Annotated in this window: 24 protein-coding genes and 1 riboswitch; of the genes, 1 reads left to right on the forward strand and 23 read right to left on the reverse strand. The window is 38.7% G+C overall.

The features are described from left to right. Window positions 1-138: 138 nt before the first annotated feature. The 14 genes from NW240_RS03010 to NW240_RS03075 all read right to left on the reverse strand — a co-directional run bounded on the left by NW240_RS03010 (window position 139) and on the right by NW240_RS03075 (window position 12,359). On the reverse strand, window positions 139-414 hold the full coding sequence (locus tag NW240_RS03010; RefSeq protein WP_090288994.1) for an HU family DNA-binding protein: 276 nt from the start codon (window positions 412-414) through the stop codon (window positions 139-141). A 132-nt stretch (window positions 415-546) separates the two neighbouring features. Continuing rightward, window positions 547-1,860, reverse strand: coding sequence for a ribosome biogenesis GTPase Der (gene der / locus NW240_RS03015; protein ID WP_258435976.1), 1,314 nt, complete (start codon window positions 1,858-1,860; stop codon window positions 547-549). Window positions 1,861-1,958: 98 nt separating this feature from the next. After that, window positions 1,959-3,239, reverse strand: a complete 1,281-nt coding sequence (gene rpsA, locus NW240_RS03020; RefSeq protein ID WP_258436265.1) for a 30S ribosomal protein S1 — start codon at window positions 3,237-3,239, stop codon at window positions 1,959-1,961. 357 nt (window positions 3,240-3,596) lie between these two features. Continuing rightward, window positions 3,597-4,262 carry a (d)CMP kinase gene (gene cmk, locus NW240_RS03025; protein WP_258435977.1) on the reverse strand — a complete coding sequence of 222 codons (666 nt, stop codon included), beginning with the start codon at window positions 4,260-4,262 and terminating at the stop codon, window positions 3,597-3,599. A 68-nt stretch (window positions 4,263-4,330) separates the two neighbouring features. Further along, entirely contained in the window at window positions 4,331-4,936 is a 606-nt protein-coding gene (locus tag NW240_RS03030) for a LysM domain-containing protein (RefSeq protein WP_258435978.1), read from the reverse strand. 148 nt (window positions 4,937-5,084) lie between these two features. Continuing rightward, a complete protein-coding gene (locus NW240_RS03035; protein WP_258435979.1) occupies window positions 5,085-5,714 on the reverse strand; it encodes an ECF transporter S component in 630 nt (209 codons plus the stop codon). Window positions 5,715-5,817: 103 nt separating this feature from the next. Then, window positions 5,818-5,939, reverse strand: a riboswitch (FMN riboswitch). Between the two features lie 47 nt (window positions 5,940-5,986). Next, window positions 5,987-6,712 carry a pseudouridine synthase gene (locus NW240_RS03040; protein ID WP_258435980.1) on the reverse strand — a complete coding sequence of 242 codons (726 nt, stop codon included), beginning with the start codon at window positions 6,710-6,712 and terminating at the stop codon, window positions 5,987-5,989. Window positions 6,713-6,721: 9 nt separating this feature from the next. Next, window positions 6,722-7,303 carry an SMC-Scp complex subunit ScpB gene (gene scpB / locus NW240_RS03045; protein ID WP_258435981.1) on the reverse strand — a complete coding sequence of 194 codons (582 nt, stop codon included), beginning with the start codon at window positions 7,301-7,303 and terminating at the stop codon, window positions 6,722-6,724. Continuing rightward, window positions 7,296-8,060: a ScpA family protein gene (locus NW240_RS03050; RefSeq protein ID WP_258435982.1), complete on the reverse strand. Its 765-nt coding sequence runs from the start codon at window positions 8,058-8,060 to the stop codon at window positions 7,296-7,298. Before NW240_RS03050 ends, scpB begins: the two co-directional genes overlap by 8 nt. Continuing rightward, a complete protein-coding gene (locus tag NW240_RS03055) occupies window positions 8,060-8,491 on the reverse strand; it encodes a hypothetical protein (RefSeq protein WP_258435983.1) in 432 nt (143 codons plus the stop codon). The genes NW240_RS03050 and NW240_RS03055 overlap by 1 nt, the downstream gene beginning before the upstream one ends. A gap of 86 nt (window positions 8,492-8,577) precedes the next feature. After that, window positions 8,578-9,375, reverse strand: a complete 798-nt coding sequence (locus tag NW240_RS03060) for a purine-nucleoside phosphorylase (protein ID WP_258435985.1) — start codon at window positions 9,373-9,375, stop codon at window positions 8,578-8,580. Between the two features lie 9 nt (window positions 9,376-9,384). Then, window positions 9,385-10,551 (reverse strand): phosphopentomutase, encoded by a 1,167-nt coding sequence (gene deoB / locus NW240_RS03065; RefSeq protein ID WP_258435986.1) that lies wholly within the window; start codon window positions 10,549-10,551, stop codon window positions 9,385-9,387. Between the two features lie 22 nt (window positions 10,552-10,573). Next, complete coding sequence (xerD, locus tag NW240_RS03070; RefSeq protein WP_258435987.1) at window positions 10,574-11,494, reverse strand: site-specific tyrosine recombinase XerD; 921 nt, start codon at window positions 11,492-11,494, stop codon at window positions 10,574-10,576. Next, on the reverse strand, window positions 11,487-12,359 hold the full coding sequence (locus NW240_RS03075) for a S1 RNA-binding domain-containing protein (RefSeq protein WP_258435988.1): 873 nt from the start codon (window positions 12,357-12,359) through the stop codon (window positions 11,487-11,489). Before NW240_RS03075 ends, xerD begins: the two co-directional genes overlap by 8 nt. Before the next feature lie 58 nt (window positions 12,360-12,417). Here NW240_RS03075 and NW240_RS03080 point away from each other — a divergent pair, with 58 nt between their 5' ends. Beyond that, entirely contained in the window at window positions 12,418-12,570 is a 153-nt protein-coding gene (locus tag NW240_RS03080) for a hypothetical protein (protein WP_258435989.1), read from the forward strand. A 20-nt stretch (window positions 12,571-12,590) separates the two neighbouring features. Here the strand turns inward: NW240_RS03080 and pyk are convergent, their stop codons facing one another. The 9 genes from pyk to mutS all read right to left on the reverse strand — a co-directional run bounded on the left by pyk (window position 12,591) and on the right by mutS (window position 26,362). Beyond that, a complete protein-coding gene (gene pyk / locus NW240_RS03085; RefSeq protein WP_258435990.1) occupies window positions 12,591-14,348 on the reverse strand; it encodes a pyruvate kinase in 1,758 nt (585 codons plus the stop codon). 18 nt (window positions 14,349-14,366) lie between these two features. Beyond that, window positions 14,367-15,338: an ATP-dependent 6-phosphofructokinase gene (locus NW240_RS03090; protein ID WP_258435991.1), complete on the reverse strand. Its 972-nt coding sequence runs from the start codon at window positions 15,336-15,338 to the stop codon at window positions 14,367-14,369. Window positions 15,339-15,425: 87 nt separating this feature from the next. Then, on the reverse strand, window positions 15,426-18,773 hold the full coding sequence (gene dnaE, locus NW240_RS03095; protein WP_258435992.1) for a DNA polymerase III subunit alpha: 3,348 nt from the start codon (window positions 18,771-18,773) through the stop codon (window positions 15,426-15,428). 29 nt (window positions 18,774-18,802) lie between these two features. Next, complete coding sequence (gene queA / locus NW240_RS03100) at window positions 18,803-19,840, reverse strand: tRNA preQ1(34) S-adenosylmethionine ribosyltransferase-isomerase QueA (protein WP_258435993.1); 1,038 nt, start codon at window positions 19,838-19,840, stop codon at window positions 18,803-18,805. A gap of 13 nt (window positions 19,841-19,853) precedes the next feature. Then, on the reverse strand, window positions 19,854-20,858 hold the full coding sequence (gene ruvB, locus NW240_RS03105; RefSeq protein WP_258435994.1) for a Holliday junction branch migration DNA helicase RuvB: 1,005 nt from the start codon (window positions 20,856-20,858) through the stop codon (window positions 19,854-19,856). A gap of 19 nt (window positions 20,859-20,877) precedes the next feature. Beyond that, window positions 20,878-21,465, reverse strand: a complete 588-nt coding sequence (ruvA, locus tag NW240_RS03110) for a Holliday junction branch migration protein RuvA (protein WP_258435995.1) — start codon at window positions 21,463-21,465, stop codon at window positions 20,878-20,880. A 3-nt stretch (window positions 21,466-21,468) separates the two neighbouring features. Beyond that, complete coding sequence (msrB, locus tag NW240_RS03115) at window positions 21,469-21,906, reverse strand: peptide-methionine (R)-S-oxide reductase MsrB (protein ID WP_258435996.1); 438 nt, start codon at window positions 21,904-21,906, stop codon at window positions 21,469-21,471. Continuing rightward, window positions 21,899-23,782: a DNA mismatch repair endonuclease MutL gene (gene mutL, locus NW240_RS03120; protein ID WP_258435997.1), complete on the reverse strand. Its 1,884-nt coding sequence runs from the start codon at window positions 23,780-23,782 to the stop codon at window positions 21,899-21,901. Before mutL ends, msrB begins: the two co-directional genes overlap by 8 nt. A gap of 15 nt (window positions 23,783-23,797) precedes the next feature. Then, window positions 23,798-26,362, reverse strand: coding sequence for a DNA mismatch repair protein MutS (mutS, locus tag NW240_RS03125; protein WP_258435998.1), 2,565 nt, complete (start codon window positions 26,360-26,362; stop codon window positions 23,798-23,800). Window positions 26,363-26,505 lie beyond the last annotated feature (143 nt).

The following is a 26,505-nucleotide window of genomic DNA, read 5'->3' on the forward strand; positions in this document are numbered from 1 at the left end:
ATGTCTAGCCTATTATACCATGCTAGAGAATGACAACCAAATAGATAATGTATCCTGAATCTATTTTCTTATAAATATTATGTATCAAAGAAAAAAAGTGATGAAAGCTAAAGCTTCCATCACCAATCTGACTATTAATTATTTAACTGCATCTTTTAAAGCTTTACCAGCTTTGAAGCCAGGAACTTTAGTTGCTGCAATCTTGATTTCTTCACCAGTTTGTGGATTGCGTCCTTTACGAGCTGCACGATCGCGAACTTCAAAAGTTCCGAAACCAATAATTTGAACTTTTTCACCTTCAGATAAAAATTCTTGAACTGATTCGAATAATGCTTCAACAGTTGCTGTTACATCTTTCTTAGTTAAGTTTGTTTTTCCAGCTACACGTTCTACTAATTCTGCTTTATTTGCCATTAGTAAATCTCCTCCTTTATTTCTACATATTGGAAAATAATCATTTAATGATTATTTCTTGTATAGAATAACATAACATCAAGGTTAAGACAACGAATTGACCTTGATGTTACAATAAAATCTTGTTATTTATTAATTTCTATTTCGAATAATTAAATTGAGTGGTGTGCCGTCAAAATAAAAGGAATCACGCATTTTGTTTTCTAAAAATCTCTCATAAGAGAAGTGCATCAATTCCGTATCATTAACGAAGACTACAAAGGTCGGTGGATTGACAGCGACTTGGGTCATATAGTAAATCTTAAGTCGACGCCCCTTATCAGTAGGCGTTGGGTTCATGGCAATCGCATCCATCAAGACATCATTTAAGACAGAAGATTGAATTCGGCGATAGCGGTTTTCATAAATTTCTTCCAAAATAGCCGGTAATCTCTCTAAGCGTTGCCCCGTCTTGGCAGAGACAAAGAGAATAGGCGCAAAAGATAAATACTGGAATTCATTACGGATATCATCGGTAAACTTCTCAAATAACTTATCTGTCTTATCGACTGCATCCCATTTATTAACTAGAATAACAATACCCTTATTGGCTTCAAAGGCATATCCCGCTACCTTTTTATCCTGTTCACGAATACCAGTCTCAGCATCGATTACTAGACAGACAATGTCAGAACGGTCGATGGCTGATAAGGCTCGCATGACAGAATATTTTTCGGTATTTTCATAGACCTTGCCTCGCTTACGAATACCCGCCGTGTCAATTACAGTAAAATGACGTCCAGATTGACTCACAAAATCCGTATCGACAGCTTCACGAGTTGTTCCCTCAATATTGGATACAATCACACGTTCTTCTTGTAATAAAGCATTCACTAGGCTTGACTTTCCAACATTTGGCCGTCCAATAAAAGAAAAGCGAATGCGCTCACGTTCATCTGCATCAGGACTATCAGTTGGGAAGTGCGAAACTAATTGGTCTAATAGATCCCCTGTTCCTGTTCCGTGCGAAGACGAAATGGGATAAGGATCGCCATGACCTAAAGAGTAAAATTCATAGACTGCTTGTCTTTGTTCAGGATTATCCGCTTTATTAACAGCTAATACTACCGGTTTATTGGTGCGATGTAAATAATGAGCAATAGCCTCATCAGCATCAGTGACACCTTCACGACTCGAGGTCATAAATATTATTACGTCCGCTTCTTCCATTGCAATTTCAGCTTGATATTTGATTTTGTGCATAAGGGGTTCATCACTCATATCGATACCACCGGTATCAATCAGTCGAAACTCGCGACCTAACCACGAACCGGTCGCATAAATACGATCACGTGTCACACCTTCATAATCAGCGACAATCGAAAGACGATCGCCAATTAATCGATTAAATAAAGTGGACTTACCGACATTTGGTCGGCCCACAATAGCAACTACTGGTATTTCCATGCTTTCACCTCCATAAATTAAAAACCAATTGCTTCTCCCATTAAGCTAATCAGCAAAATGGAAGAAACAATTGGAGTAAGTAATGTTATTAGTATCGATTACTCAGCATCATCTTGTAAAGACTTGAATGCATCGCCTAACATGTCGCCCAATGTGAAGCTTCCTTCATTGGCTGCATCATTAATTGAGTTAGTGTTTTGACGTGGTTGGTTAGAACGGTTAGCTGTTTGATTATTTGTATTACGGTTTCTTCTTGGACGACGTGGACGATCTGAATCATTTGACTCTTGACGCTCACGACGAACTGGCTCTTCGTATCCTTCAGGCTTATCTAATAAAGCTTTAATTGAAAGTGATAATCTTTGAGCTTCTGCATCGGTTGAAAGAACTTTCACTTCAACTTCTTGACCTTCAGTTAAACGATCTTGAGGTGTTTCAATATGCTCGTGAGCAATTTGAGAGATATGTACTAAACCTTCAACACCAGGGAATACTTCCACAAAGGCACCAAAGTTAGTTAAGCGTTTAACAGTTCCTGTATGTACAGAACCTTCTGGTGCTTTTTCTTCAATATTTTCCCAAGGTCCTTCTAAAGTATCCTTGATTGAAAGTGAAATACGTCCTTCTTCCTTATCGATTGACAAGATTTTAACTTCAATTGTATCACCAACAGTCAACTTGTCACTTGGATGTTTAACGTGTTCGTGAGCGATACGGCTGATATGAACCAATCCGTCAACGCCACCTAAATCGATGAAAGCACCGAAGTTAGTAAGACGAGCTACTTTACCTTCTACAATTGTATTTTCTTCTAACTGTTCCATGCGTTCAGCACGTTCAGCATCACGTTTTTCACGTGCAATTTCTTTATGAGATAAAATTAAACGGTTGTCGTTTTCATCAATTTCAATAATCTTGAACTCTAATGTTTGACCCTTATAAGGTGAGAAGTCATCTACAAAGAAATCTTCTACCATAGAAGCTGGGACAAATCCTCTGACGCCAGCGTCAACTACTAAACCACCCTTAACAACATCTTTAACAGGTGCTTCAATTGTTTCGCCGTTTTCAGATTTTTCTTTTAATTCTGCCCATACTTTTTTAGCATCGACACGTTTTTTAGATAATAAGAAGTTTCCATTCTCTTTATCTTGAATTGGCTTGATAACCACTAATTCGATTTCATCACCAATCGCTACAACTTCCGTTGGATCTTCCACGCGTGTAGCAGCTAGTTCGTTAGTTGGGATAACCCCTTCTAATCCACCGCTATTTTTAATCGCTACACGTACTTGGTTGTTTTCATCAAAAGCTAAAACATCACCATAAACGGTGTCTCCACGTTTAATATCTAAGACGCTATCTAAAGCATCTTCCATTGTTTCAATAGTTTCTGAACCATTGCTTTCTTCTGCTTGAGTAGTTTCAACCTCTTCAGTTGATTCTACTTCTTCATTTACTTCATTATTCTCAACAAACTCTGACATTCTACCAGTTCCTCCTAAGCGTTACCTATAAAAATTGTTACTTACATAGAGCCTAACAATAGCTACTATGGAAGCACTCTAAAAAATATTATAACAAAAGAAAAGGTTATCGTCTAGCGTATATTAAGAATAAAGCTGATATTATCAATAATTTTATTAACATTGACATTTATTACTTCATAATAGATACAAGAACGTAGTTTAAATAAGATAAAGAGGAGGCTTTTATCTGCCTCCCCTTCAATAGTTTTATTTTATTGGATCTATATAGTCACTCATTTTTTCAACCACTTGATCAATGGATAAGTCTGAAGTATTAATTTCAATCGCATCTTCTGCTTTTTGCAATGGACTGTTTTGACGATTACTATCGTAATGGTCGCGTTTAATAATCTCAGCTTCAATTTCTTCTAGCGATTGTGTCTCCATGCCTTTAGCTATATTTTCCTCATAGCGTCTTTGAGCACGCACTAGACTGGAAGCAACAAGGTAAAACTTAAGACTGGCTTCCGGTAGAACTACTGTTCCAATATCACGACCGTCCATTACTACTGCTTCTTCACTTGCTATCGCTTGTTGTTGCTTAACTAAGGCTTGTCTGACGCTTAGATTGGCTGAAACCTTGGAAACATTTTGAGTCACTTCCACCGAACGGATTTCTTGACTAACATCATGACCATTGATTAAAACTTTTTGTTGATCGCCATCCATTTCAAAAGAAATTCTGACTGCTTGTAAAATTTCTCCTAACCGATGGGGATCATTAATGTTTATTTTATTTAATAGGCAAGCTAACGTGATGGCGCGATACATAGCGCCAGTATCGATATAAGTCAGCTGGTATTTTTTTGCGATATGTTTAGCGACGGTCGACTTGCCAGAAGCCGCTGGACCATCGATTGCAATTGAAAACATTGATTAATTCCTTTCTCATAAAAAGGCTGAGAAGATTCTCAGCCTTAACATTTTTGTTTTTTTTACTTTTATGGAATGACAATTTGTGAGCCTGGCATCAAGGTACCATCAATTGTTGTCCCGTTAGCGGCCGCCAAATCATAAACATCAACACCGTAGGCTTGAGAGATTGACCACCAAGATTCTCCCGCGCTTACCGTATGGTATGTAGACGCTGCTTGTGTTTGAGCAGAAGTCTCAACTGGTGCTTGACTAGTTATAGGCGCTTGAGTCGTTGTTGTTTCTTCGATTTCACGCGTAACCGCCTCGCTAGTTGTTGTTTGCTCTTCTTCTCTAGTTGTCGTTGTTTCTTCAGTTGTACTCTTACTTAGAACAACCTGCTCAGCCGTTTTGCTTTCTAAAGGCGTATCACTCTTTTGTGAGTCGATATAAGCATATAATGCAAATGGGAAAATCAAAGTGAAAATTAAGAAGAATAGCAAAGCGTTAGATAAAACGGTTGCTTCTTGCTTCGGTTGATTTCTAGCCGAGCGTGAAAATTGACGATTTTTGAAATTCTCATCCTCACCAAACTTATTGTTCCATGGGGCCGTGAATTTTTTAGTTTTTGCTTTTTCATTTAAACCTTGATCCTTCTCTTGAGGTTGATCAAAGCGTTCATTATCCTTTGCCATCAAGCTTCCTCCTACACTAATCGATATTAAGTATATCTATTCATAGCAACAAACCTAAAAAGGCTAGGTTAGCATATGAGTCTAATTTCTTATATTATAGCAAACTCTAAGCTTGATGCAAACACAATTGACCTAAAATTTAAATTCATTATTGATGTTGTAATATTTTAGTAGCAGAATGGTAACCTTTTCCTAAATAACCATTATAAAATTTTATGCGACGACCAAAAATTGTCTTCATTGATTTAATGACAAAGAACTGACCGGCAACCATGATTAGGCCTTTGAATAAATTGAATGGAATAATGATTGATAGGATATAAGCTATATAATCATCAATGGGAAAATTCATAACTTTGACATAAATAGGTAAGGCCAAGTAGTAATTAAATAAAGCCATGGAAAGCGTTAAGCTAATGACAAGACTCAAAGAAATTAAAGTAAATTTAATGACTTGTCCTTTTTCTTTTAAGTATTTCAATATAAAATGACTAGGTAAAAACATTGCTAGGGTTGCTGTCATACTCATTATCATCCCGATTGGGATACCTGCTTCCCCACCTTTGAGTAAATAATTAACAAAGTCACGGATAAAGGCCACAGCAACTAATCCTTGAGGTCCATATATGAGCATACCGATTAAGGCCATGAGGTCTGAGAAATCAACCTTTAGAAAAGGAGCAAAAGGTAATATTGGGAAATCAAAAAAACGTAGAACGACTGCCCAAGCTCCTAAAATGGCTAAGAGTGTGACTTTCTGAACTTTTCTATTCTTCATAACGATTCTCCTTTTTTACGTCTTTAGGAGTATCTATTGATAAAAAATACCATCCACTCAAATTGAGAGGATGGTAGCCTAAATAAGCATAAACTTATCAATATCTTATCTTCTACCATCCAGACTTTACTGTCGGTACTGGAATTACACCAGTTCAACCCAGCCACAGCTAGGTTCGCGGACTCTACCGCCGGTCGGGAATTACACCCTGCCCCGAAGACGTTATTTAATTTAAATTTATTATAGCATTTATCTCGAATTTAAGCAAGTCGCTAGTTACTATCTACTGCCATCTTACTTAATTTATCTACTTCATAAGCTGTTAGCTCGCGCCACATGCCTGGTTTCAAGTCATCTAAACCGAGGAAAGCGAATGATTCACGCTTTAATTTGAAGACAGGATAACCAATGGCTTCAAACATTTTCTTAACTTGGTGGTTCCAACCTTCATGGATGGTTAATTGAGCGATAGCTGTGCGATTATCTTGATTACTTGAAATTAGGCGGGCTCTAGCTTTGGAGGTCTTTTGACCGTCAATCATCACGCCTTTTTCTAATTGTCTTAATTCTTTAGGAGTTGGAATACCACCTAATTTAGCAATATATGTTTTATCAATCTGATGCTTAGGATGCATCATCTTATTGGCAAAATCGCCATCATTGGTTAATAAAAGTAAGCCAGTGGTGTCAAAGTCTAATCTTCCAATCGGATAGATACGTTCTTCAATACCATGGATTAAATCGGTAACCACGGGACGTCCCTTGTCATCTGCTACGGCTGAAATGTAATTCTTTGGTTTATATAATAAGATATAGCGCGGTTCTTCTTTGTAAATTGGCACCTCATCTACTTCAATACGATCATTTGAAGTGACTTTGGTTCCTAATTCACGAACCACTTGACCGTTCACCTTGACGCGGCCTTCTTTAATGATATCTTCACACTTGCGTCGACTGGCAATGCCTGCATGAGCCATAACTTTTTGTAGTCTTTCCATATTTCCTCCTTATTCTTCGTGATCAAATAAATTAATTTCCCATTTCTTTAATGAAAAAAGTTCTTCTGAAGCGGTTTGACTGTTGAGGGCTAAATCTTCAATCGGCGGTAAGTCTTCTAAGGAAGATAGAGCAAAGTAATTTAGAAAGTAATCAGTAACCCCATAGAGTATAGGCCTACCAGGTGCCTCTAACTTACCTACCTCTTTTATGAGGTCGCGGCTGACTAATTTTTGTAACATGGCTTGGGAAGAAACACCCCGAATTTCATCAATGGTCATCCGCGTAATCGGTTGCCGGTAAGCTACAATAGCCAGCGTTTCAATGGCAGGCCGGCTTAACTTTTGCTGGAGTGGTGATTGGGCGAAGTTCTCAATCAAAGGTTCTAAGTCTGGTTGAGTCACATACAAGAAGCGGTCGCCAAATTTGACCAAATCGATAGGCGAAAGAGGGTGATCTTTTAAAGCTAGCTGTAGTTCTTCAATCATGGACTTTATTTCTGAATGACTTAGATTTAAAAGAGTGGATAACTCATTTAAAGTCACCCCTTCTTCCCCAGCAACAAAAATAATGCCTGCTAATTTTCTAAGCATAACCTTCCTCCCTCAAACGCAGTTCAATGATATCTAAATAACTCTCTTGTTGAAAAACTAGAACCTGCTTTCGCACCATTTCTAAAACGGCAATAAATGTAGCAATAATTTCTGGTCGTGAGCCATTCGACAATAGAGACGAAAAGCATATTGTCTGATTGGGCTTTAATGTTTGAAACTGTTGCCTAATGAATTGGATTTTATCAGTCACCGATACTTGATCATGATGAATTTCTTTTTCTTTAGGTTGCCTTTGGTCTTGAGCTTGCATAACTGACATCAAACTACTTTGTAATTGCTCAAGCGAAAGTTCCCCCTCTTCCAAGGGAATAAAAGCTAAAAAGGCTGAAAGATCTGCCGCTGACCTTGAATAGTGTTTACTACGATCCACTTGTTTATCTTCCAAGGCATCCGCTACTAGCTGAAATTGTTGGTATATGAGCAATTGCTGAACCAAACTACTGCGTGGATCTTGGTCTTCTAAACCATCTTCTAATTCATCCGGTTCTATTGGGATCAACAGACGACTTTTAATTTCTAATAAGGTAGCTGCCATGACTAAATATTCTCCAACCTTATCGAGGTCTAATTCTTGCATTTGATGAATATAAGTCAGATATTGGTCAGTAATCTCTGTCATAGGGATATCGTTGATATCCACTTCAAGTTCTTTAATTAGGTGTAAAAGCAAATCAAACGGCCCTTGAAAGGCCGTTAATTTAAGTGTTAAGTCTTGATTAGTTGTATCCTCTTGCATTAAATTGCTTCCCCTTCACTATTTGCTTGTTTTTGCTGACGATATTTTTCAGCAAATTGCGCAATAATATCTTGGGTTTCTGATTGAATGGAACCAGAGATTTGAATTTGTGGAAACATCTCTTTAAGTTCTTTGAATAATAGATAATCTACGGACTCTCCTTCAAAGGAAGGAATAACTGATATACGGTGAACGATGATAGTCGAAAGGTTTTCTTGGGGATCAGTTTCCACCTTACGCTGTTCAACACCGATTAAACCCACGAAGTTGCTTGTTTCAGGATCTTTATATAAGTAAAGGTCAAAACCTTCTTGGTCGCGATATTTAGTTAAAATTTCGCCTGCTTGATTCATTTGATCTTCACTTTCGCAGGTTAAACTTAAGAGTCCTAAGACAACTTTTTCATTCTTCTGCGTTGAATTAACTAGCATTTTTTGCGACCTCCTATCTCTATTTAGATTTCCTTGAGATATTACCATTTAAAGGCTGAAATTTCAACTTAAAGCTTTACAATACCTTATATTTGCTCAATCACTTGATAAATTAATTGCTTAAATCGCGGCTTAACTTCTTTAGAAACCGCCATCACCTCTTCATGATTAAGCGTTTCTTGCATACCGGCTGCATAGTTGGTAATACAAGACACTCCTAAAACTTCTAGTCCAGCATGTCTAGCTACAATGGCTTCGGGAACAGTAGACATTCCCACTGCATCGCCGCCCATCAAACGGATGGCTCTAATTTCTGCTGGGGTTTCATAGGAAGGACCGGTCATCCATGCGTAAACTCCCTCTTGCAGACTAAAGCCTAGATTCTTAGCGGTTTGATGTAATAATTGAATGCCTCGTTTACTATAAGTCTGACTCATATCGACAAAGCGTGGTCCTTGCGGATTGTTTTGACCAATTAAAGGATTTTCACCGGTAAAGTTAAGTTGGTCCTTGATGACCATTAAATCTCCAGGTTTAAAACTGCTATTGACCCCACCAGCTGCATTGGTAAGGATTAAGCTTTCTACCCCTAATTCTTTAAAAATGCGGATAGGGTAAGTAACGGTGGCTAAGTCATAACCTTCATAGTAATGAAAGCGTCCTTGCAGCGCAATCACTTTTTGTCCGGCTAGACTACCGTAAACTAATTGACCAGCGTGGCCTTCCACTGTCGATACTGGAAAATCAGGAATATCCTCGTAAGGAATTTTAACGGGATTTTTAATCTCGTCTGCTAAATCTCCTAAACCAGATCCTAGAATTAAACCAATTCTAGGAGATACCATACCGTGTTCTTTTAAGTATTCTAAAGTTTTTTGATACATAATCTTCTCCTATTTTAATTGTGCTAAAAACGACTGTCCTTGGTCTGTCTGCTTAACGCCAAAATTATCTGAAATGGTTGCCGCAATATCAGCAAAGTGCTGCGCTTTTAATTCATTACCCGCTGCAAACTTTTTAGAAAAGGCCAATAAAGGAATATATTCACGTGTATGATCAGTTCCTTTATAGGTTGGATCATTGCCATGGTCGGCTGTGATTAATAGCAAGTCTTCTTTATCCATGGCTTGAATCAGTTCTGGAATGCGCGCATCAAATTCTTCTAATGCTTGACCATATCCTTGAGGATCACGACGGTGTCCATATTTGGCATCGAAGTCCACTAAGTTGGTGAAAGATAAGCCTTCAAAATCTTGCTCCATCACTTTGAGTAATTGGTCGACACCGTCCATGTTAGACTTGGTACGAATGGCTTGGGTAATTCCTGCCCCGTTAAAGATATCATTGATTTTACCCACTGCAATGACTGATTTACCGCCTTCTTTTAAGAAATCAAGCGTTGTTTTACCAAAAGGATCCAAAGCATAGTCATGACGGTTGCTGGTTCTTTCGAAGTTACCTACTTGACCGACATAAGGACGAGCGATAATCCGCCCAATCATATAAGGATCTTCCAAAGTAATCTCACGGGCATATTCGCAAATTTTGTATAGTTCTTCCAAGGGAATGACTTCTTCGTGAGCAGCAATCTGCAAAACAGAATCAGCTGACGTATAGACAATTAGAGCTCCTGTTTCAAGTTGCTGAGGACCTAACTCTTTGATAATTTCAGTTCCAGAAGCCACCTTGTTACCAATCACCTTACGGTTGGAGAATTTTTCTATTTTTTCAATTAATTCCTGTGGGAAACCGTCAGGAAAAACTCTAAAAGGTTGGTCGATATAAAGACCCATCATTTCCCAGTGTCCAGTCATAGTGTCTTTACCAGCTGAACGTTCTTGCAATTTAGTCCAATAAGCAGAAGCTTGGTCTACTACTTCTACCCCTTTTATTGTGTCGATTTTACCCAGACCCATTTGAGCCATGTTATTTAAACTTAAATTAAAGTTTTCCGCAATATGGCCTAGGGTATGGACATCATAATCTCCAAATGCCTCTGCATCAGGAGCTTGACCAATTCCAACAGAGTCCATAACGATTAAGTGAATTCTTTTAAACATTTTGTTTCCTCCTTTAATCACATCAAGCACGCGGGAAGTTCTTACGATAGACTTCCTGTAAACGGTGATGTGAAATATGTGTATAGATTTGTGTTGTCGAGATATCTGCATGGCCCAATAATTCTTGTACCATGCGTAAGTCTGCGCCGTTTTCTAGTAAGTGTGTAGCAAAAGAATGTCTCAGCATATGCGGTGAGACTCTTTGTTTAACACCTGCTTGTTGAACATACTTATTAAGATTTTTCCAGATACCTTGGCGGGTGAAAGCCTTCCCTCTTTCCGTTAAGAAGAGTACTTGACCCGCTTGAGCGGTCTTTTTATTAGCAAAAATCCCACGTGCATCTTGTAAATATTGATCTATCCAATAGATGGCTTCATCGCCTAAGGGAATAATTCTTTCTTTATTGCCCTTCCCCAAAGTTTGAACAAAACCCAAGTCTAAGTGCAAGTCAGCTAATTGAAGCTGGGTTAATTCGCTGACACGTAAGCCACAAGCATAAAAGACTTCTAAGATTGCGCGGTCCCTTAAACCAGTTAAAGTGGCTATATCTGGCGCTTGAATAATGGCCTCTACTTCTTCCATTGATAAAACTTTAGGTAAGCTTTTTTCTTGTTTAGGGCCTTGTACTAATTGCAAGGGATTTTGCTGGATAACACCTTCTTTTAACAAATAATGAAAAAATTGTTTCATAGCTGATAAAAGCCGTGAAGTAGAAGAAGTCGCATAATTTTGTTGATGTAAGTGGGCTAAAAATCCTTGCATGTAGCTATAATCGATTTGGTCTATGGAATTTGTAAGATGATCTTGATGGTAGTCCATAAACTTCTTTAAATCTCTTATATAGGCTTGAATGGTATTTTTTGATTTGACTTGGTCTATCTGTAAATAGCGCTTAAAATCAGCTAAGTAATTTTGTAACTGTTGATTGACTGCCTTATTCATTTTCCGACTTCACCAAGTAAATCCCCTCATTAGCCTCTTGGCGAATTTGTTTATTCTTCATTAAGGAACCAACAGCACGCTTAAATTGTCCCTTAGAAATACCGAATTCGCGCTTAATAGCTTGAGGATCTGACTTGTCATGATAAGGTAGGAAATGATTGGGCGTCTTTTCTAATAGACGCAATAACATAGTCGCATCATCGCTAATAGCCTCATGGGCTCTTGGTTTTAAAGACAGATTTAAAGATCCATCACTTTGCACTTTGACTACTCGCCCTTTAATATTTTGGCCCAAACGCGGAGGTAAAATCCATTCGCTCTCATGAATAAAGGTCCGGAAGTTTTCTTCGGATATTGCTAAGGCTCCTACTAATTTCAATTGGAATATTGTTACTTCCAAGTCTTGGTTCATCAAACGATCTGGTGCTTTGATAAACAGTTCTTCCATCTGTTCAAAGCTAGCTAATTCTCCCCAAAAGCGGTTTTTGTTATCCACGGTCATCGTCAAGTAGAGCTGGTCTCCTTTTTGTGGCCATTCCCGCTTATCATCTGGTAAATTATCTAAAGAAACCACCAGATCTTTTTGATAAAGACCGATATCCACAAATACACCTAGATCTTTACGTACTTGAGTCACTGTGCCCCAATCATATTCACCTCTGGCCGCCTTTGGGATATCTAATTGAATGCGGGCTTCATGATTCATGTCCTCATAAATAAGGCCCTTAATTTGATCTCCTAACTGATAACTTTGACTTTGAACTTGATCCTTGTCTAAACGAAAGGTTGTCCCCTCCACTTGCGCAAAATAACTGTTTTCATTCTCATCGCTTATCTTACATTCGGTAATTCTTCCTAATTTCATCATTCATTCTCCTATCTGATCAAACTTTACGATAGCTGATTGAGCTATTTTTTAAGTAATGACCGACTCCATCCTCAACGAAAGAGTGTTCCTCCGACTCGCCGAGTCTTCTATTAATGATTTTAACACATTCTTTAAACAAAGAGAAAAGATGGCAACTAAAAAAGACATTCCTTCAGCCAATCATAAGATGAGTGAAGAAATGTCTTAAAATAAATAATTAGTTAGTTATTAGATAGATACCGTTGCTCCACGATAGATAATACCACGACGTGCATCGACCGTAATTAACTCATTCTGCTTAATAGCTTGCATAGCATCTTCAACCGCCACAACCACAGGAATTCCTCTTTCAAGACCAATGATGGCTGCATGAGAGGTGATCCCTCCGCTTTCACAGATGATCGCTCCCGCTCTTTCTAAAGCCGGTCCGTAATCGCGATCTGTCTGGCTAGTTACCAACACAGTATCTTCTCTGACAAATGCGTTGGCTTCTTCAGCGGTATGAGCAATCACTGCCTTACCGATAAAGTTGCCACTGCCGACACCTTGTCCCTCAGCTAACTTGGTGCCGATTAACTGAATCTTCATGATGTTAGTAGTACCTTTTTCGCCCACTGGAACTCCCGCAGTAATAATAATCAAGTCGCCTTCTTTAGCAAACCCTTGTTTTACTGCCATAGCTGAAGCAGAATCTAACATCTCATCAGTTGAATCAGGCTTGCCGATGACGAAGGGTTGCACGCCCCAAACAATTGTGAGTGAGCGTTGTGCTTCTTCATCGAAAGTAGCTGCTAAAATATTTGATGCCGGACGATACTTAGCAATCATTCTAGCTGTATGACCGGATGAAGTTGCCGCAACGATGGTTTGAATTCCTAGATTTCGAGCAGTATGTCCAACTGCTTGTCCAATGGCTTCTGTTAAATCAGTTTGGTTGAATTTCTTTAAGGTAAAGGCATCCTGACCTAAGAGTTGTGACTCGGTCCGTTCACAAATTTTAGCCATCATCTCTACAGCTTCTAAAGGATAATCTCCCGCCGCTGTTTCCCCTGAAAGCATGACAGCATCCGTTCCATCAAAGATGGCATTGGCCACGTCCCCAGCTTCAGCACGTGTGGGTCTAGGGTTTCTTTGCATGGAATCTAACATTTGAGTCGCTGTCACTACCGGAATACCCGCACGGTTACATTTCTTAATAATCATTTTTTGAATGAGGGGCACATCTTCTGTGGGTACTTCGACCCCTAAATCCCCACGAGCAACCATAATTCCATCAGATACTTCGATGATTTCATCAATATTATCTACACCTTCACGGTTTTCGATTTTTGATATGATCTTAACATTAGGTTTATTTTCTTCTTCAAGAATGGCGCGGATTTCCATTACGTCATTTTGACGGCGAACAAAGGAAGCCGCAATAAAGTCAATCTCTTGCTGACAGCCAAAGCGAATATCTTGCTTATCCTTCTCAGTGATACCTGCAATATTTAAGGAAATACCTGGAACATTAATCCCTTTTTGCGATTTTAAGATACCAGAATTGACTACCACACATGCAATTTCCCTAGCTTGATAGTCAATGGCCTCAACTTGCAACTCAATTAAGCCGTCATCGATTAAAATAAAGGAACCGATACTGACATCATCAATTAAGCCTCCATAGGTAATAGAAAATTTATCAGCATTGCCTAAAACTTCTGTCATAGCAATGCGAATTTTATGACCTTTTTCTAAGAGAATACCGTTATTTTCCATCATATGCGTTCTGATTTCAGGTCCCTTGGTATCTAACAAGATACCGGCTATAACACCCGCTTCTTGACGGGCTTCTTTAAATAAGTTGATTTGCTTTAATTGCGATTCTTGGTCACCATGAGAAAAATTAAAACGCGCCACATTCATTCCTGCGTTGAGAAGATCGACCATTACTTTCTTGGATTGAGTTGCCGGACCCATTGTGCAAACGATTTTTGTTTTCTTCATATAAACTCCTTTTTATGCTCAATAGCGATCAGTTAACGTGCGATTAATTTTATAGAGGTCATCTCTTACCTTATGCTGTGATTTACTTAAGGTTTCAACAATATCACAAACTGATAGTTCTTCATTGGTAATGCCCACAAAAATACCCGATTGTCCGTGGAGAATTAAATCTACTGCTTTAGCACCCATTAATGTAGCAAAAACACGATCACGCCCTGTAGGATTACCCCCTCTTTGAATATGGGATAGATTAACACCTCGAACACTTTGATTAGGGGCTTCTTTTTTGTATTGTTTCACAAACTCTTCCACACCCATTACACCTTCTGCTAAAACAATAATAGCATGGTCTTTACCGTGATGGAAAGAAGTATTAACTCTTCTTGCAATATCGCCAATAAAGAATTCTTCTTCAGGAATAATAATAGCATCGGCTCCAACAGCCACTCCAGCCCATATTGCAATATCACCTGCATTGCGTCCCATCACTTCGACCACAAAGGTACGATTATGTGAGGCCGCTGTGTCGGAAATTTTATCAATCGCTTCAATGGCTGCCGACATAGCAGAATCAAAACCTATCGTATATTCCGTCCCTGGAATATCGTTATCAATCGTTCCTGGAATACCTACAGCAGGGAACCCTAATTTAGTAAGAGCTAGGGCACCTTGAAAAGATCCATCCCCACCAATAACGATTAAGCCTTCAATACCTTGAGCCTCCATTTGCTCAATGGCTTTCTTTTGATTTTCAATTTCTCTAAATTCAGGATACCTTGCAGAATAAAGAATGGTTCCTCCTCTACGAATGGCATGAGAAATATCATTGATTTCTATACATTTATATTCACCTTCAACTAAGCCTTTAAAGCCGTGTTGAACTCCCACCACCTCAATTTGATGGTGAAGACCCTGTTGAAAGACCGCACGAATGGCGGCATTCATTCCTGGAGCGTCACCTCCACTTGTTAGCACTGCTAAACGTCTCATAAGTCACCTCTTTTATTTTTTCTGGCTCAATATTATTTTAACATGAATTAAAAAGCCTGTCCGGTCATATGATTTTAAACTTTTTTTCTATTTAAAATAAACATTTTTATCTCCAAAAATAACTTTTAACTCATTTACCACGCGATCTGCCATCGAAATATTATATGTAGCTTCTAATTTCCAAGCATTACGATTCTTATCAACCATTATTACTTCCAAGGGACCCGGATTTTCTATAGCTAAATCTTTTAGTTTTTCTACTAATTGTTGATTCGAGGCATTATCTAATAACTTTATAAATACTTGACGGACTGGCGATGAATGGGATATATTTTCTTGTTTTGGTAAGGGAAGTAATTTATCTAATACAATTTGTGGTTGCCCCTGTCGATCTTGGCTAAGTTGACCTTCTACAGCTACCACTTGACCATCTTTAAGCTGGTGGCCGAATCGATGATAGCTTTCTGGAAAACTAACTAGAGAAATACTTTGACTGCCATCATTGAGACGATAAAAAGCCATCTGGTCTTTTTTCTTTGTTTCTATTACCTTCATGTGCTCAATATAGGCTAAGACTTTCACTTTTTTACTTTTGGGAATATTTAAGGATTTCAATGTTCCAATAGACTGAAAACTTGGGTCCCTTTCGATTAACTTTAGGTACTCATCAATTGGATGACCCGCTAATTGCAAACCTAATACTTCGCGCTGTCGCTTAAGTAATTGAGCCTTGGGCCATTCTCTGACCATGTTAATTTTGGGTTCAATTTCTTTTAATAAGTTAATATGTTTGCCTGAAATCTTACGAAATTGAATGAAATGTTCCAAGTTCTCGGTCAAGGTCGCCCGTGTATAACCAAAAGTATCAAGAGCACCTGCATCAATAAGCGATTGTATTAAATTACTTTTTAGAAATTTAAGAGGTATGCGCGATAGAAAGTTTTGAAAATCGGTAAAAGGACCAGCAAGACTGCGCTCATCTAAAATTACTTGACAAAAATCATGTCTGAGTCCATTGATTGCCATTAAGCCAATCCGAATCGTACCCTGTTCAATTTCAAAATTGGCATGTGACTGATTGATATCTACCATTAAAAATTTACCTACCGTACGTTTGGCATCTAATAGATATTCGTCCAAACTTTGATGAATTGATCGCCCTTGATTTAACAAGGCTGTAAAGAACTCTAATGGATAATGGACCTTCAAATAGGCTAGTTGATAGGCCAAAGTCGAATAAACAGCAGCATGTGCTCGGTTAAATCCATAATTAGCAAATTGATAAATATAATTAAAAATTTCTTGACTAGTTTGACTATCCAGACCACGATCTTGACACCCCTTTAAAAAAGCGGCCTGTTGGTCTTTCATTAAGTCCATCTCTTTTTTCCCCATTGCTCTTCTTAAAAGATCGGCTTGCCCCAAACTGAAACCAGCCAATTTTTGGCATATTTGCATGACCTGTTCTTGGTAGACAATAATTCCATATGTTTTTTCGAGTATTTCTTCTAAGAGCGGATGAATATAATCAATTTTTTCCTTACCATGTTTACGGTTGATAAAGTGAGATATTTGTTGCATAGGTCCCGGTCGATAAAGAGCATTAACAGCAATTATATCTTCAAAGCTTTCTGGTTTTAACCTTCTTAATACTTGGCGAATTCCTTCTGATTCAAATTGAAAGACTCCCTGGGTATTTGCTTCTTGGAAGAGTTTTAAAGTGGTTGAATCCTTGCGATCAATTCCCTCAATATCAATAGCTAGCCCTTGGTTTTTCTTAATTAAATTTAATATATGGTCTAGAATTTGTAGGTTTTTAAGTCCTAGAAAGTCCATTTTTAATAGTCCTACCCGTTCTACATCTTCCATGTCATATTGGGTAATCTGCATTTGATCTTCTCTATTTATAACCGGGATCAAACGACTCAAATCTTGATCAGCAATCACGACGCCTGAAGCATGAGTAGAAGTATGTCTTGGCAAACCCTCAATGGTTAGGGCTGTTTTAAAAATTTGTTCATTTATAGGGTCTTCAGCAATTAATTGTCTTAGAGCGCTAGACTTTTGGTAAGCATCTTGTAAACGGATGGACACTTCGGTAGGTATGGTCTTGGACCAGCGATCTTGCACCATTTTAGGATAAGATAAGACTCTCAGCGTATCGCGGAGCGATTGCTTGGCACCAAAACTACCAAAGGTAACCATTTGTGCCACCTGTTGTTCGCCATATTTCTGGGCTACATAGCGAAGGACTTGGTCCCTTTTATCATCTGGAATATCGATATCTATATCCGGCATATTATAGCGTTCAGGATTCAAGAAACGTTCAAACAGTAAATCGTATTCTATCGGGTCCACCTTAGTAATTCCCAATAGATAGGCTACTAGCGATCCGGCCGCAGAGCCACGCCCTGGCCCTGTCCGTATATGATGTTCATGGCAAAAGGCCATAATTTCCCAGACAATTAAGAAATAGTCATTGAAGCCCATTTGATCAATGGTAGTTAATTCATGGTCCAATCGCTCTTGATAACTTGTCACTTGATCTACTTTTAGTTTCGCAAGACTCGCTTGGCATAAATGTCGTAAGTAGTCTTGAGCGGTTAGATTATTAGGTGTTTTAAATTTAGGGAGTAACGACTGATTAATTGGCAGTTCAACTCGCATTCGCTCTTCAAGAGCATGACTGTTGGCAACTACTTGATCAAGTCCTTTTTGTAAATACATGTCTTCTAATTCTTTGCGTCCATATAGATAGTGAGACGTTCGATAAGTCATGATTGAAGGATCCAGTGTTTCGCTCCGATCAATGGCTTGCAAGATTCTGATAGCAAAACCCTCTTCACTGGTGAGACTTTCAACTTCTTGGTTACATACCATCTTTAGTTGGTGGTTACGGGCAAATTGACTAAGCCATGAGACTTCTAATTCATTGTAGGGATAGATTGAAAGTCCTAAGAAAAAATTATCTAGCGGAAAAATAGTTAGCCATGACTGAAGAATGGCTTCTGCTGCTTCAAAATCTTCGTGTAGAAGGGCCTGTTCTAACTCCCCCTTTTTGCCAGCAGTAATAACAACCAATGATTGATTGGCTGCTTTCATCAAATGATAGATTTGTTGATAATCTGGATGGCTTTGGTTGATCAATTTAGAAAGTTGAATCAAAGTCAAATAGCCCTGATAATTTAGGGCATAAAGAATTATAGGATAGGTCTGACTTTGGTCCAAACGTCCAGGCAAGTTTAAAGTAAGACCCATCATGGCACGAAGATTTGCTTTTTGACAGGCTAGAAAAAACTTAAGGCTAGCATGCAAGACTCCCTGGTCAGCTAGGCCAAGATGGGTGTAGCCTAAGGCCTTAGCTTTTGCTACATACTTATTCAAATCAAGCGTGGATTGCAATAAAGAATAGGAGCTACGAACATTGAATAGCATTTGATTTTCTCACCTTCTACTGTATTTATTTAGAGAATGAACATCGCATCTCCAAAACTAAAGAACCGATATTTTTGATCGACTGCATGTTGATAGGCTTGTATGATTTTATTGCGGTCATAAAAGGCTGAAACCAACATCACTAAGGTCGATTGTGGCAAGTGGAAGTTAGTAATTAAATGATCAACTACTTGAAATTTAAAACCTGGCGTGATGAAAATGTCCGTCCACCCTGAAGCCGCCACAATTTGCCCTTGGTGATCACGAGCAATTGTTTCCAATGTGCGCACAGAGGTTGTACCGACTGCAGTGATCTTTCCACCCTTTTTACGAATGTTTTGAATTCTTTCAGCCGATTCTGGGCTAACTTGATAATATTCAGCGTGCATTTGATGCTGGTCAATCTCTTCCACCGAAACAGGGCGGAAGGTTCCCAAACCAACATGAAGCACTATGGGGATAATTTCAATACCTTTCTCTCTAGCCTCTTGCATCAACTCTTGAGTGAAATGCAAGCCAGCGGTTGGCGCAGCGGCCGAACCATTTTGCTTGGCATAGACCGTTTGATAGCGATCTGGATCATCCAATTTTTCCTTAATATAAGGAGGAAGAGGCATTTGACCTAAGGATTCTAAGACTTCTAAGAAGACACCCCGATATGAAAATTCAATAATCCGTCCTCCGTCTTCCTTATGTTCAATAATTGTTCCCACTAATTGGGATTGGTCGCCAAAATGTAAGACTGTCCCTACACGAGCTCTTTTACCTGGTTTAACTAGGCATTCCCATTGGTTACCCTGAGTATTATTTAGTAAAAGGACCTCAATATGTCCTCCGGTATCCGGTTTAACACCAAATAAACGCGCGGGAATGACTCTAGTTTCATTAATTACTAACCCATCCCCTGGCTTTAGATAATCGAGAATGTGTTTAAAGTCTGTGTCTGTCATTTGCCGGCTTTGACGGTCTACCACCAACATGCGTGAGGACGAGCGATCCTTTAAGGGTGTTTGGGCAATCAATTCTTCTGGTAAATAATAATCAAAATCTTTGGTTGTATAAGTCATAGTTTTCTTCTTTCTATTTTTCTTCGATAGGATAATTCAAGTGACGATAAGTTAATTCGGTAACCATCCGTCCTCGAGGCGTTCGTTTGATAAAGCCTTGTTGGACCAGATAAGGTTCATACATATCTTCAAGTGTCACAATATCTTCGCCAATATTAGCTGCTAGAGTGGCTATACCAACAGGTCCTCCACCATAAAATTCAATCATAGTCTTTAAGAGTTTGCGGTCAAGCGGATCTAAGCCTAAGGAATCAATTTGTAAGACTTCTAAAGCTCCCTTGGTATCTTTAATATGAATATTGCCATCGCCATGAACTTGTGCAAAATCACGTACTCGTCTTAACATACGGTTAGCTATTCGGGGAGTTCCACGACTTCTTACCGCCAATTCTTGACTGGCTTGGTCATCGATATCAATTTGAAAGACTCGAGCAGACCGTTTAACGATTCTTTCTAAATCTTTAACCTCATAGTATTGCATGTGGGCCATAATGCCGAAACGATCACGAAGGGGCTGGGTAAGCATCCCCGCCCGTGTGGTTGCCCCTATTAAAGTAAATGGAGGTAATTCAAAATGAATGGGCTGGGAGCTGGCTCCTTGACCAATAACGATATCAACATAATAATCTTCCATGGCTGAGTAAAGCACTTCTTCAACAATGCGAGGCAAGCGGTGAATCTCATCAATAAAAAGAATATCGCCCGCATCCAATTCATTAAGAATGGCTAGTAAATCACCTGGTCGTTCAATGGCTGGGCCTGAAGTGGTTTGAATCTTAACATTTAACTCGTTAGCAATGACCATGGCAAGAGTGGTTTTCCCTAAGCCAGGAGGACCATAGAGCAAGACATGATCGAGTGCTTCAGATCGCTTCAAGGCTGCTTGAATATAGACATTCAGTTCATTTTTAACCTTAGACTGACCGATATAATCTTTTAATAATTGTGGCCTTAAAGTGGTGAGATTTTGATCATCTTCCGTCAAGCTTTCGCTTGATACAAATCGTTCTTGATCCATATTTATTCCTTTCTCTTGCTTATTTTATTAAAAGCTTAAAGGCTAAGCTCAAGCCCTCTTGGGTTGATTCAATAGCCTCTTTTTCAATTTTTGGCATCACGCGTTCAATTTCACGCTTAGAATAGCCTAATCCTTCTAAAGCTTGTTTAACTTCATCTATATGATCGTTTTCAGGACTTGGTAAGTTTTCACTTTCTTTAATTTGACTCAAATCAAGCTTACCTTGTAAGTCTAAAATCATTTGCTGAGCTGTTTTCTTGCCTACACCTGGGAACTTCATTAGATATTTGGCATCAGCTGATTCAATCGCTTGTACTAAACCTGCTTGATCATCCAAAGCTAGAATAGATAGAGCCGACTTGGGGCCAATACCAGAAACCTTATTTAACTGAAGAAAGAGGTTCTTCTCCGCTTCGTCCACAAAGCCATATAAGAGCATAGCATCCTCTCTTACTACCAACTCGATAAATATTTTAATCGTTTCCTGCATTTTTTCTTGCCAACGGAAGGGATTGGCACACCAGATTTGGTAGCCTATACCATTGGCTTCTAGAACTAAGTAAGTCGGTTGGATCTGCTTAACTTGTCCTTCGATATATTGGTACATTAACTATTCCACCCATTTCTTATAGTCGCTATAACCTGCTTGGTCCATCTCTTCATATGGAATAAAACGTAAAGCGGCTGAATTGATACAGTATCTCAAGCCTCCCCTATCCTTTGGACCATCATTAAACACATGTCCCAAATGAGAATCACCTTGTTTAGAGCGCACCTCTGTTCGAGGCATAAATAGTTTACGGTCTTCTAATTCTTGCAATTCCGCTCCTTTAACTGGTTGAGTAAAGGAAGGCCAACCGCAGCCCGCATCAAATTTATCCTTACTTGAAAACAAGGGTTCTCCTGACACAATATCAACATATATGCCTTTTTGGTCAAATTGATCGTATTTCCCAGTAAAGGGTCTTTCAGTACCCGCTTCTTGCGTCACATGGTATTGGATAGGATCTAATTTTTCAATTTTGTCTTGAAAATTTTTTTTAGTCATTTTCTCTTCCTCCTAAATGATGATCTTGAATACGTTTAAATAATTTTTCAATAGTGGTCGGATCGAACTCGATAAATACTGGTCGACCATGCGGACAATGCAATGGATCTTGTAAATCGTTCATTTCAGCAAGTAGCTGAATAGCCTCACTGTCTGCTAGGCGATGGTTTGCCTTGATCGCCCCACGACAAGACTGCATAATGATGCTCGCTTCTTTTAATTGATTAACTGAAAGATCTTCATGTCTACTTAGACGATCTAATAAATCTGGCACTATTTGGTCCAATTCATCAGCTTCTAACCAGGTAGGATGACTTTGCATTTGATAGGATTTGGGTCCAAAGGCTTGTAAATGAATCCCTATTTCAGCTAGACGATTACTGTATTCTTCTGCTAATTGCGCTGTTTTTAGATCAAAACTAAATAACTTTGGCATTAAAAAATCCTGCTGTTGGTCAACATCCACTTGGTCAGTCATCAACTTTTCATAACGGATTCGCTCTTGGGCAGCATGTTGATCAATTAAGTAGAAAGATGAGGGGCCTTCAACAATTAAATAAGTGCCATGAATCTGGCCTACATAACGCAACTGACTAAAATCAATCAAATTATGCTTTTCATGCTGAATAAATTTATCTTTTTCTGCTACTTGAAAGCTTGCTTGTTTCATGTCCCCTTCAGTATTTTCAGTTGGGTTTTGATTGGTCTCTATAGAATCGTCCAACTTATTTTGATTTAAAGCAGGACTAGATGGTGTTAGAGTTGGACTATCTTCTGCTAGATAGGATGTTTGGCTTATCCAATCTAATTGTCCCTTATTCTGTTGGTATGGGCGAGAGGGTCTAAATAGACTTTCTCCCGCTTCAGGAATCGCTCTGTTTTCAAGCAAGCTATCTTCAACAGCTTGAGTTAATAATTTAGCTAATTCCGCTTCTTTACTTAAACGTATGGTCTGTTTGGTAGGATGGACATTGACATCCACTAAGCGCGGATCGGTTGTGATTTGAATAAAGCTTATAGGAAAACGCCCAATCATTAACTGCTTGCCATAGGCCTTAATCAAAACATTATTAAGAAAAGGACTTTTGACCGTTCGACCATTGACAATCCAGTGAATATAATTGCGACTGGTTCGCGTCAAGGTAGGAGGTGAAATTAATCCTTCAATTTCGAACTCTAAATCAGATTTTTTGAAGGTCAACATTTCTCTTGCCTGTTGCGGTGAATAGAGTTGAGCAATCGTTTGCTTTAAGTCACCCTTACCGACTGTTTGTAGCAAGCGGTCTCCATCAGAAATTAAAGTAAAGGAAATACTTGGATAAGCCAAGGCTAAATCTTGAATCACCTTAAGAATATGCCGCATTTCGGTTTGCAAACTAGCTAAATGCTTAAGCCGGGCCGGTGTATTGTAAAAAATTGAGTCTACTTGAACCGTCGTACCATTACGCGGTGGGCAAGAGCCTTGATTAATTAGTTTTGAATTTTCCACTTCAATAAAATGACCTGTTTGACTAGATTGGTCCGTTCCATTCCAAGTCGACTCAATCCTTACCTTGGCTACAGAAGCGATTGAAGCTAAGGCCTCTCCTCTAAAGCCTAAAGAGGTGATTTGGAATAGGTCCGATAGGGAATATATTTTGCTGGTTGCATGAGCCAATACCGATTGGTGAAGATCTTCTTCCACCATTCCTTGACCATTATCAATCACTATAATTTGTTGAATACCAGCTTCTTTTACTTCTACTTGAATTTGATTCGCATTAGCATCAATTGCGTTTTCACACAATTCCTTTACAACTGAGGCCGGTCTTTCAACCACTTCTCCGGCTGCAATCTGATTGGCTAAAGCTGTATCCATTTGTTTAATAATTCCCATTGCGGCCTCCTTTATTTATTTCAGCTCATCTTTTAATTGAGATAAGAAATTTAAAGCATCTAAGGGTGTCATTTGATTAATATCTGCTTCTTTAAGTGCCTTTTCTATTTTTGAAGAACTTTCTTTAATTTGGACTTCTTCAGGCACTTGGAAAAGGTCGATTTGATCGACTTGATGGTTGCGTAAATGTTTGGCATTGGCTTCTAACTCATCCAGCACCACTTGACTCTGTCTTAAGACTGATTCTGGCAATCCTGCTAAGCGCCCCACATGAATGCCATAGGACTTATCCGCTGGTCCAGCTAGAATTTTATAGAGAAAGACTAAGTGACCGGCTTCTTCCACGGCTCCAACATGAATGTTTTTTATCTGAGAAAGACTTTGGTCAAGGTCAGTTAATTCATGATAGTGGGTAGAGAAAATGGTAGCCGCTCCCACTTTTTGAGCAATATAGTAAAGAATCGCTTCTGCTAATGCAATGCCGTCGAAGGTGGCTGTTCCTCTACCAATCTCATCAAAGAGGATCAGACTGCGATCAGTGGCATTTTGCAAGGCGTAGTTGGTTTCAATCATTTCCACCATGAAGGTGGATTGCCCACTGGTTAAGTCATCAGAAGATCCGATCCGGGTAAAGATTTGATCAACTAAGGGCAGTCTAGCTTCCTTAGCCGGAACGAAACAACCAATTTGATTAAGAATAACACTATAAGCGATTTGACGCATATAGGTCGACTTCCCCGACATATTGGGTCCTGTTAGTAATAGAACAAATTGATCGTGGTCTAGATTAAAATCATTGGCAATAAATTTAGATCGGCCGATTAACTTCTCCAAAACAGGATGACGACTTTCTTTTATCTCAAAATCCTTTCTTTGATCAGACAAATAAGCTTGAGTAAAGTTCTCCTCCTCGCTTAATTCTGCAAACGAGCATAAAACATCTAGAGTAGCCACAGCTTGTGCTAATTCTTGTAATTGAGTGGAATAAGTATTTAAACGATTTCGTAAATCGATAAAGAGATGATATTCCAACTTTTCAGCCTTTTCCTGGGCTCCTAGAATGGTACTTTCTATTTGTTTGAGTTCATCGGTGATATAGCGTTCATTATTGGCTAAGGTTTGCTTACGAACATAAGTCGGATCATCAAAGTCTTGTGCTTGCAAACGACTCATCTCTAAATAGTAGCCAAACACTTTATTATAGCCCACCTTAAGCGTTTTTAAACCGGTTCTTTGACGTTCACGTTCTTGATAATCAATTAACCAACTTTCACCATTATCCAAAGCATCGCGATAACCATCTAATTCTTTATGATAATGGTCTTTAATAATTCTGCCTTCTGTTAAAGAAATGGGTGGATTGTCGACAAGAGCCTCATCAATAATATCGAGTAACTCATTAAATTCAGGTAAGTCTTTAAATTGATCAACGGAATCCATGGATTCATTCAATTGCTGGAGATACTGATTAAGGACTGGTATTTGTTTCAAGGATTGGCGCAACTGGTCAACTTCTCTAGCATTGGCAGTCTGTAAAGAAAGTTTGGTTACTAAGCGTTCAAGGTCATAGACATTTTTTAGAACATTAACTAACTCGAGACGAACAAAGTATTGATTGATCAATCCAGCTACTTTTTGATGGCGACTAATTAGAGCCTGTTTTTTTAATAAGGGTTTATCCAACCACTGGTGTAATAGTCTCCCCCCCATAGCCGTCTGCGTGCGGTCTATCAACCACAACAATGACCCCTTACGCTTTTGGGTCCTTAAAGATTCGGTTAACTCGAGTTGGACTTTGGTGTATTGATTCATCTGCAAGTAGGCTGATAAAGTATAAACTTCTACTTCTTTTAAATAATCAAAAGCATGAGGTTGTATAGATTTAAGATAAGCCGTTAAATATTTCAAGAGTTCTGTTTGAACTAGACTTGCTTCTTTCAGTTTAAAAAAGTTTTCTGTTAATGCTGGCGGCGTAAAGGCTGATTTAAAAGCTGTAATTCTTTCTTGCAATTGGGTCAATTCTTCTTTGCTAAAACCAGACCTTGTTTCCTCATCAATAATCCACTCACTGGGTTTAACTGTTTGAATTTCACTTACAAATTGATTCCAATCTTCGGTTTGTGTCATCCGGCTTTGTCCAGTTGAAATATCAACGTAAACTAAATGGTAAGTGTTTTTTGCTTTTAAAAAAGCGGCTAGGTAATTATTTTCCTTATGCTTAAGTGCTTGATCCACCAAAATGGTTCCTGGTGTAATAATTTGTACAACATCTCTTTTGACCATTCCTTTGGTGAGTCGTGGATCTTCTAATTGTTCACAAATGGCCACCTTATATCCCTCTTCAATCAACCGACGAATATATTCAGTGGCTGAGTGATAAGGAACCCCACACATAGGAACTGGATCTTCTGCTTTTTTATTACGGGAAGTAAGCGTGATTTCTAATACTCTTGAAGCTATAATAGCATCTTCATAAAACATTTCATAAAAATCACCTAAACGGAAAAATAAAATGGAATCTTGATGCTTGGCTTTAATTGAAAGGTATTGTTGCATCATAGGAGTTTCTTTATTTGACATGGCCACTCATCCTCTAGTTAATTTATCATTTAATGGGTTCGATTATCATGATAATAACAGTTGTAAAATAAACTTTTCTCTTCCTATTACTAAGCTACTTCATAGTTAAAAAAAATAAAGAACTTAAGCATAAGTTATCTTAG

This window comes from Facklamia sp. 7083-14-GEN3 (assembly GCF_024742075.1).
In the GTDB taxonomy this organism is placed as follows: domain Bacteria; phylum Bacillota; class Bacilli; order Lactobacillales; family Aerococcaceae; genus Facklamia.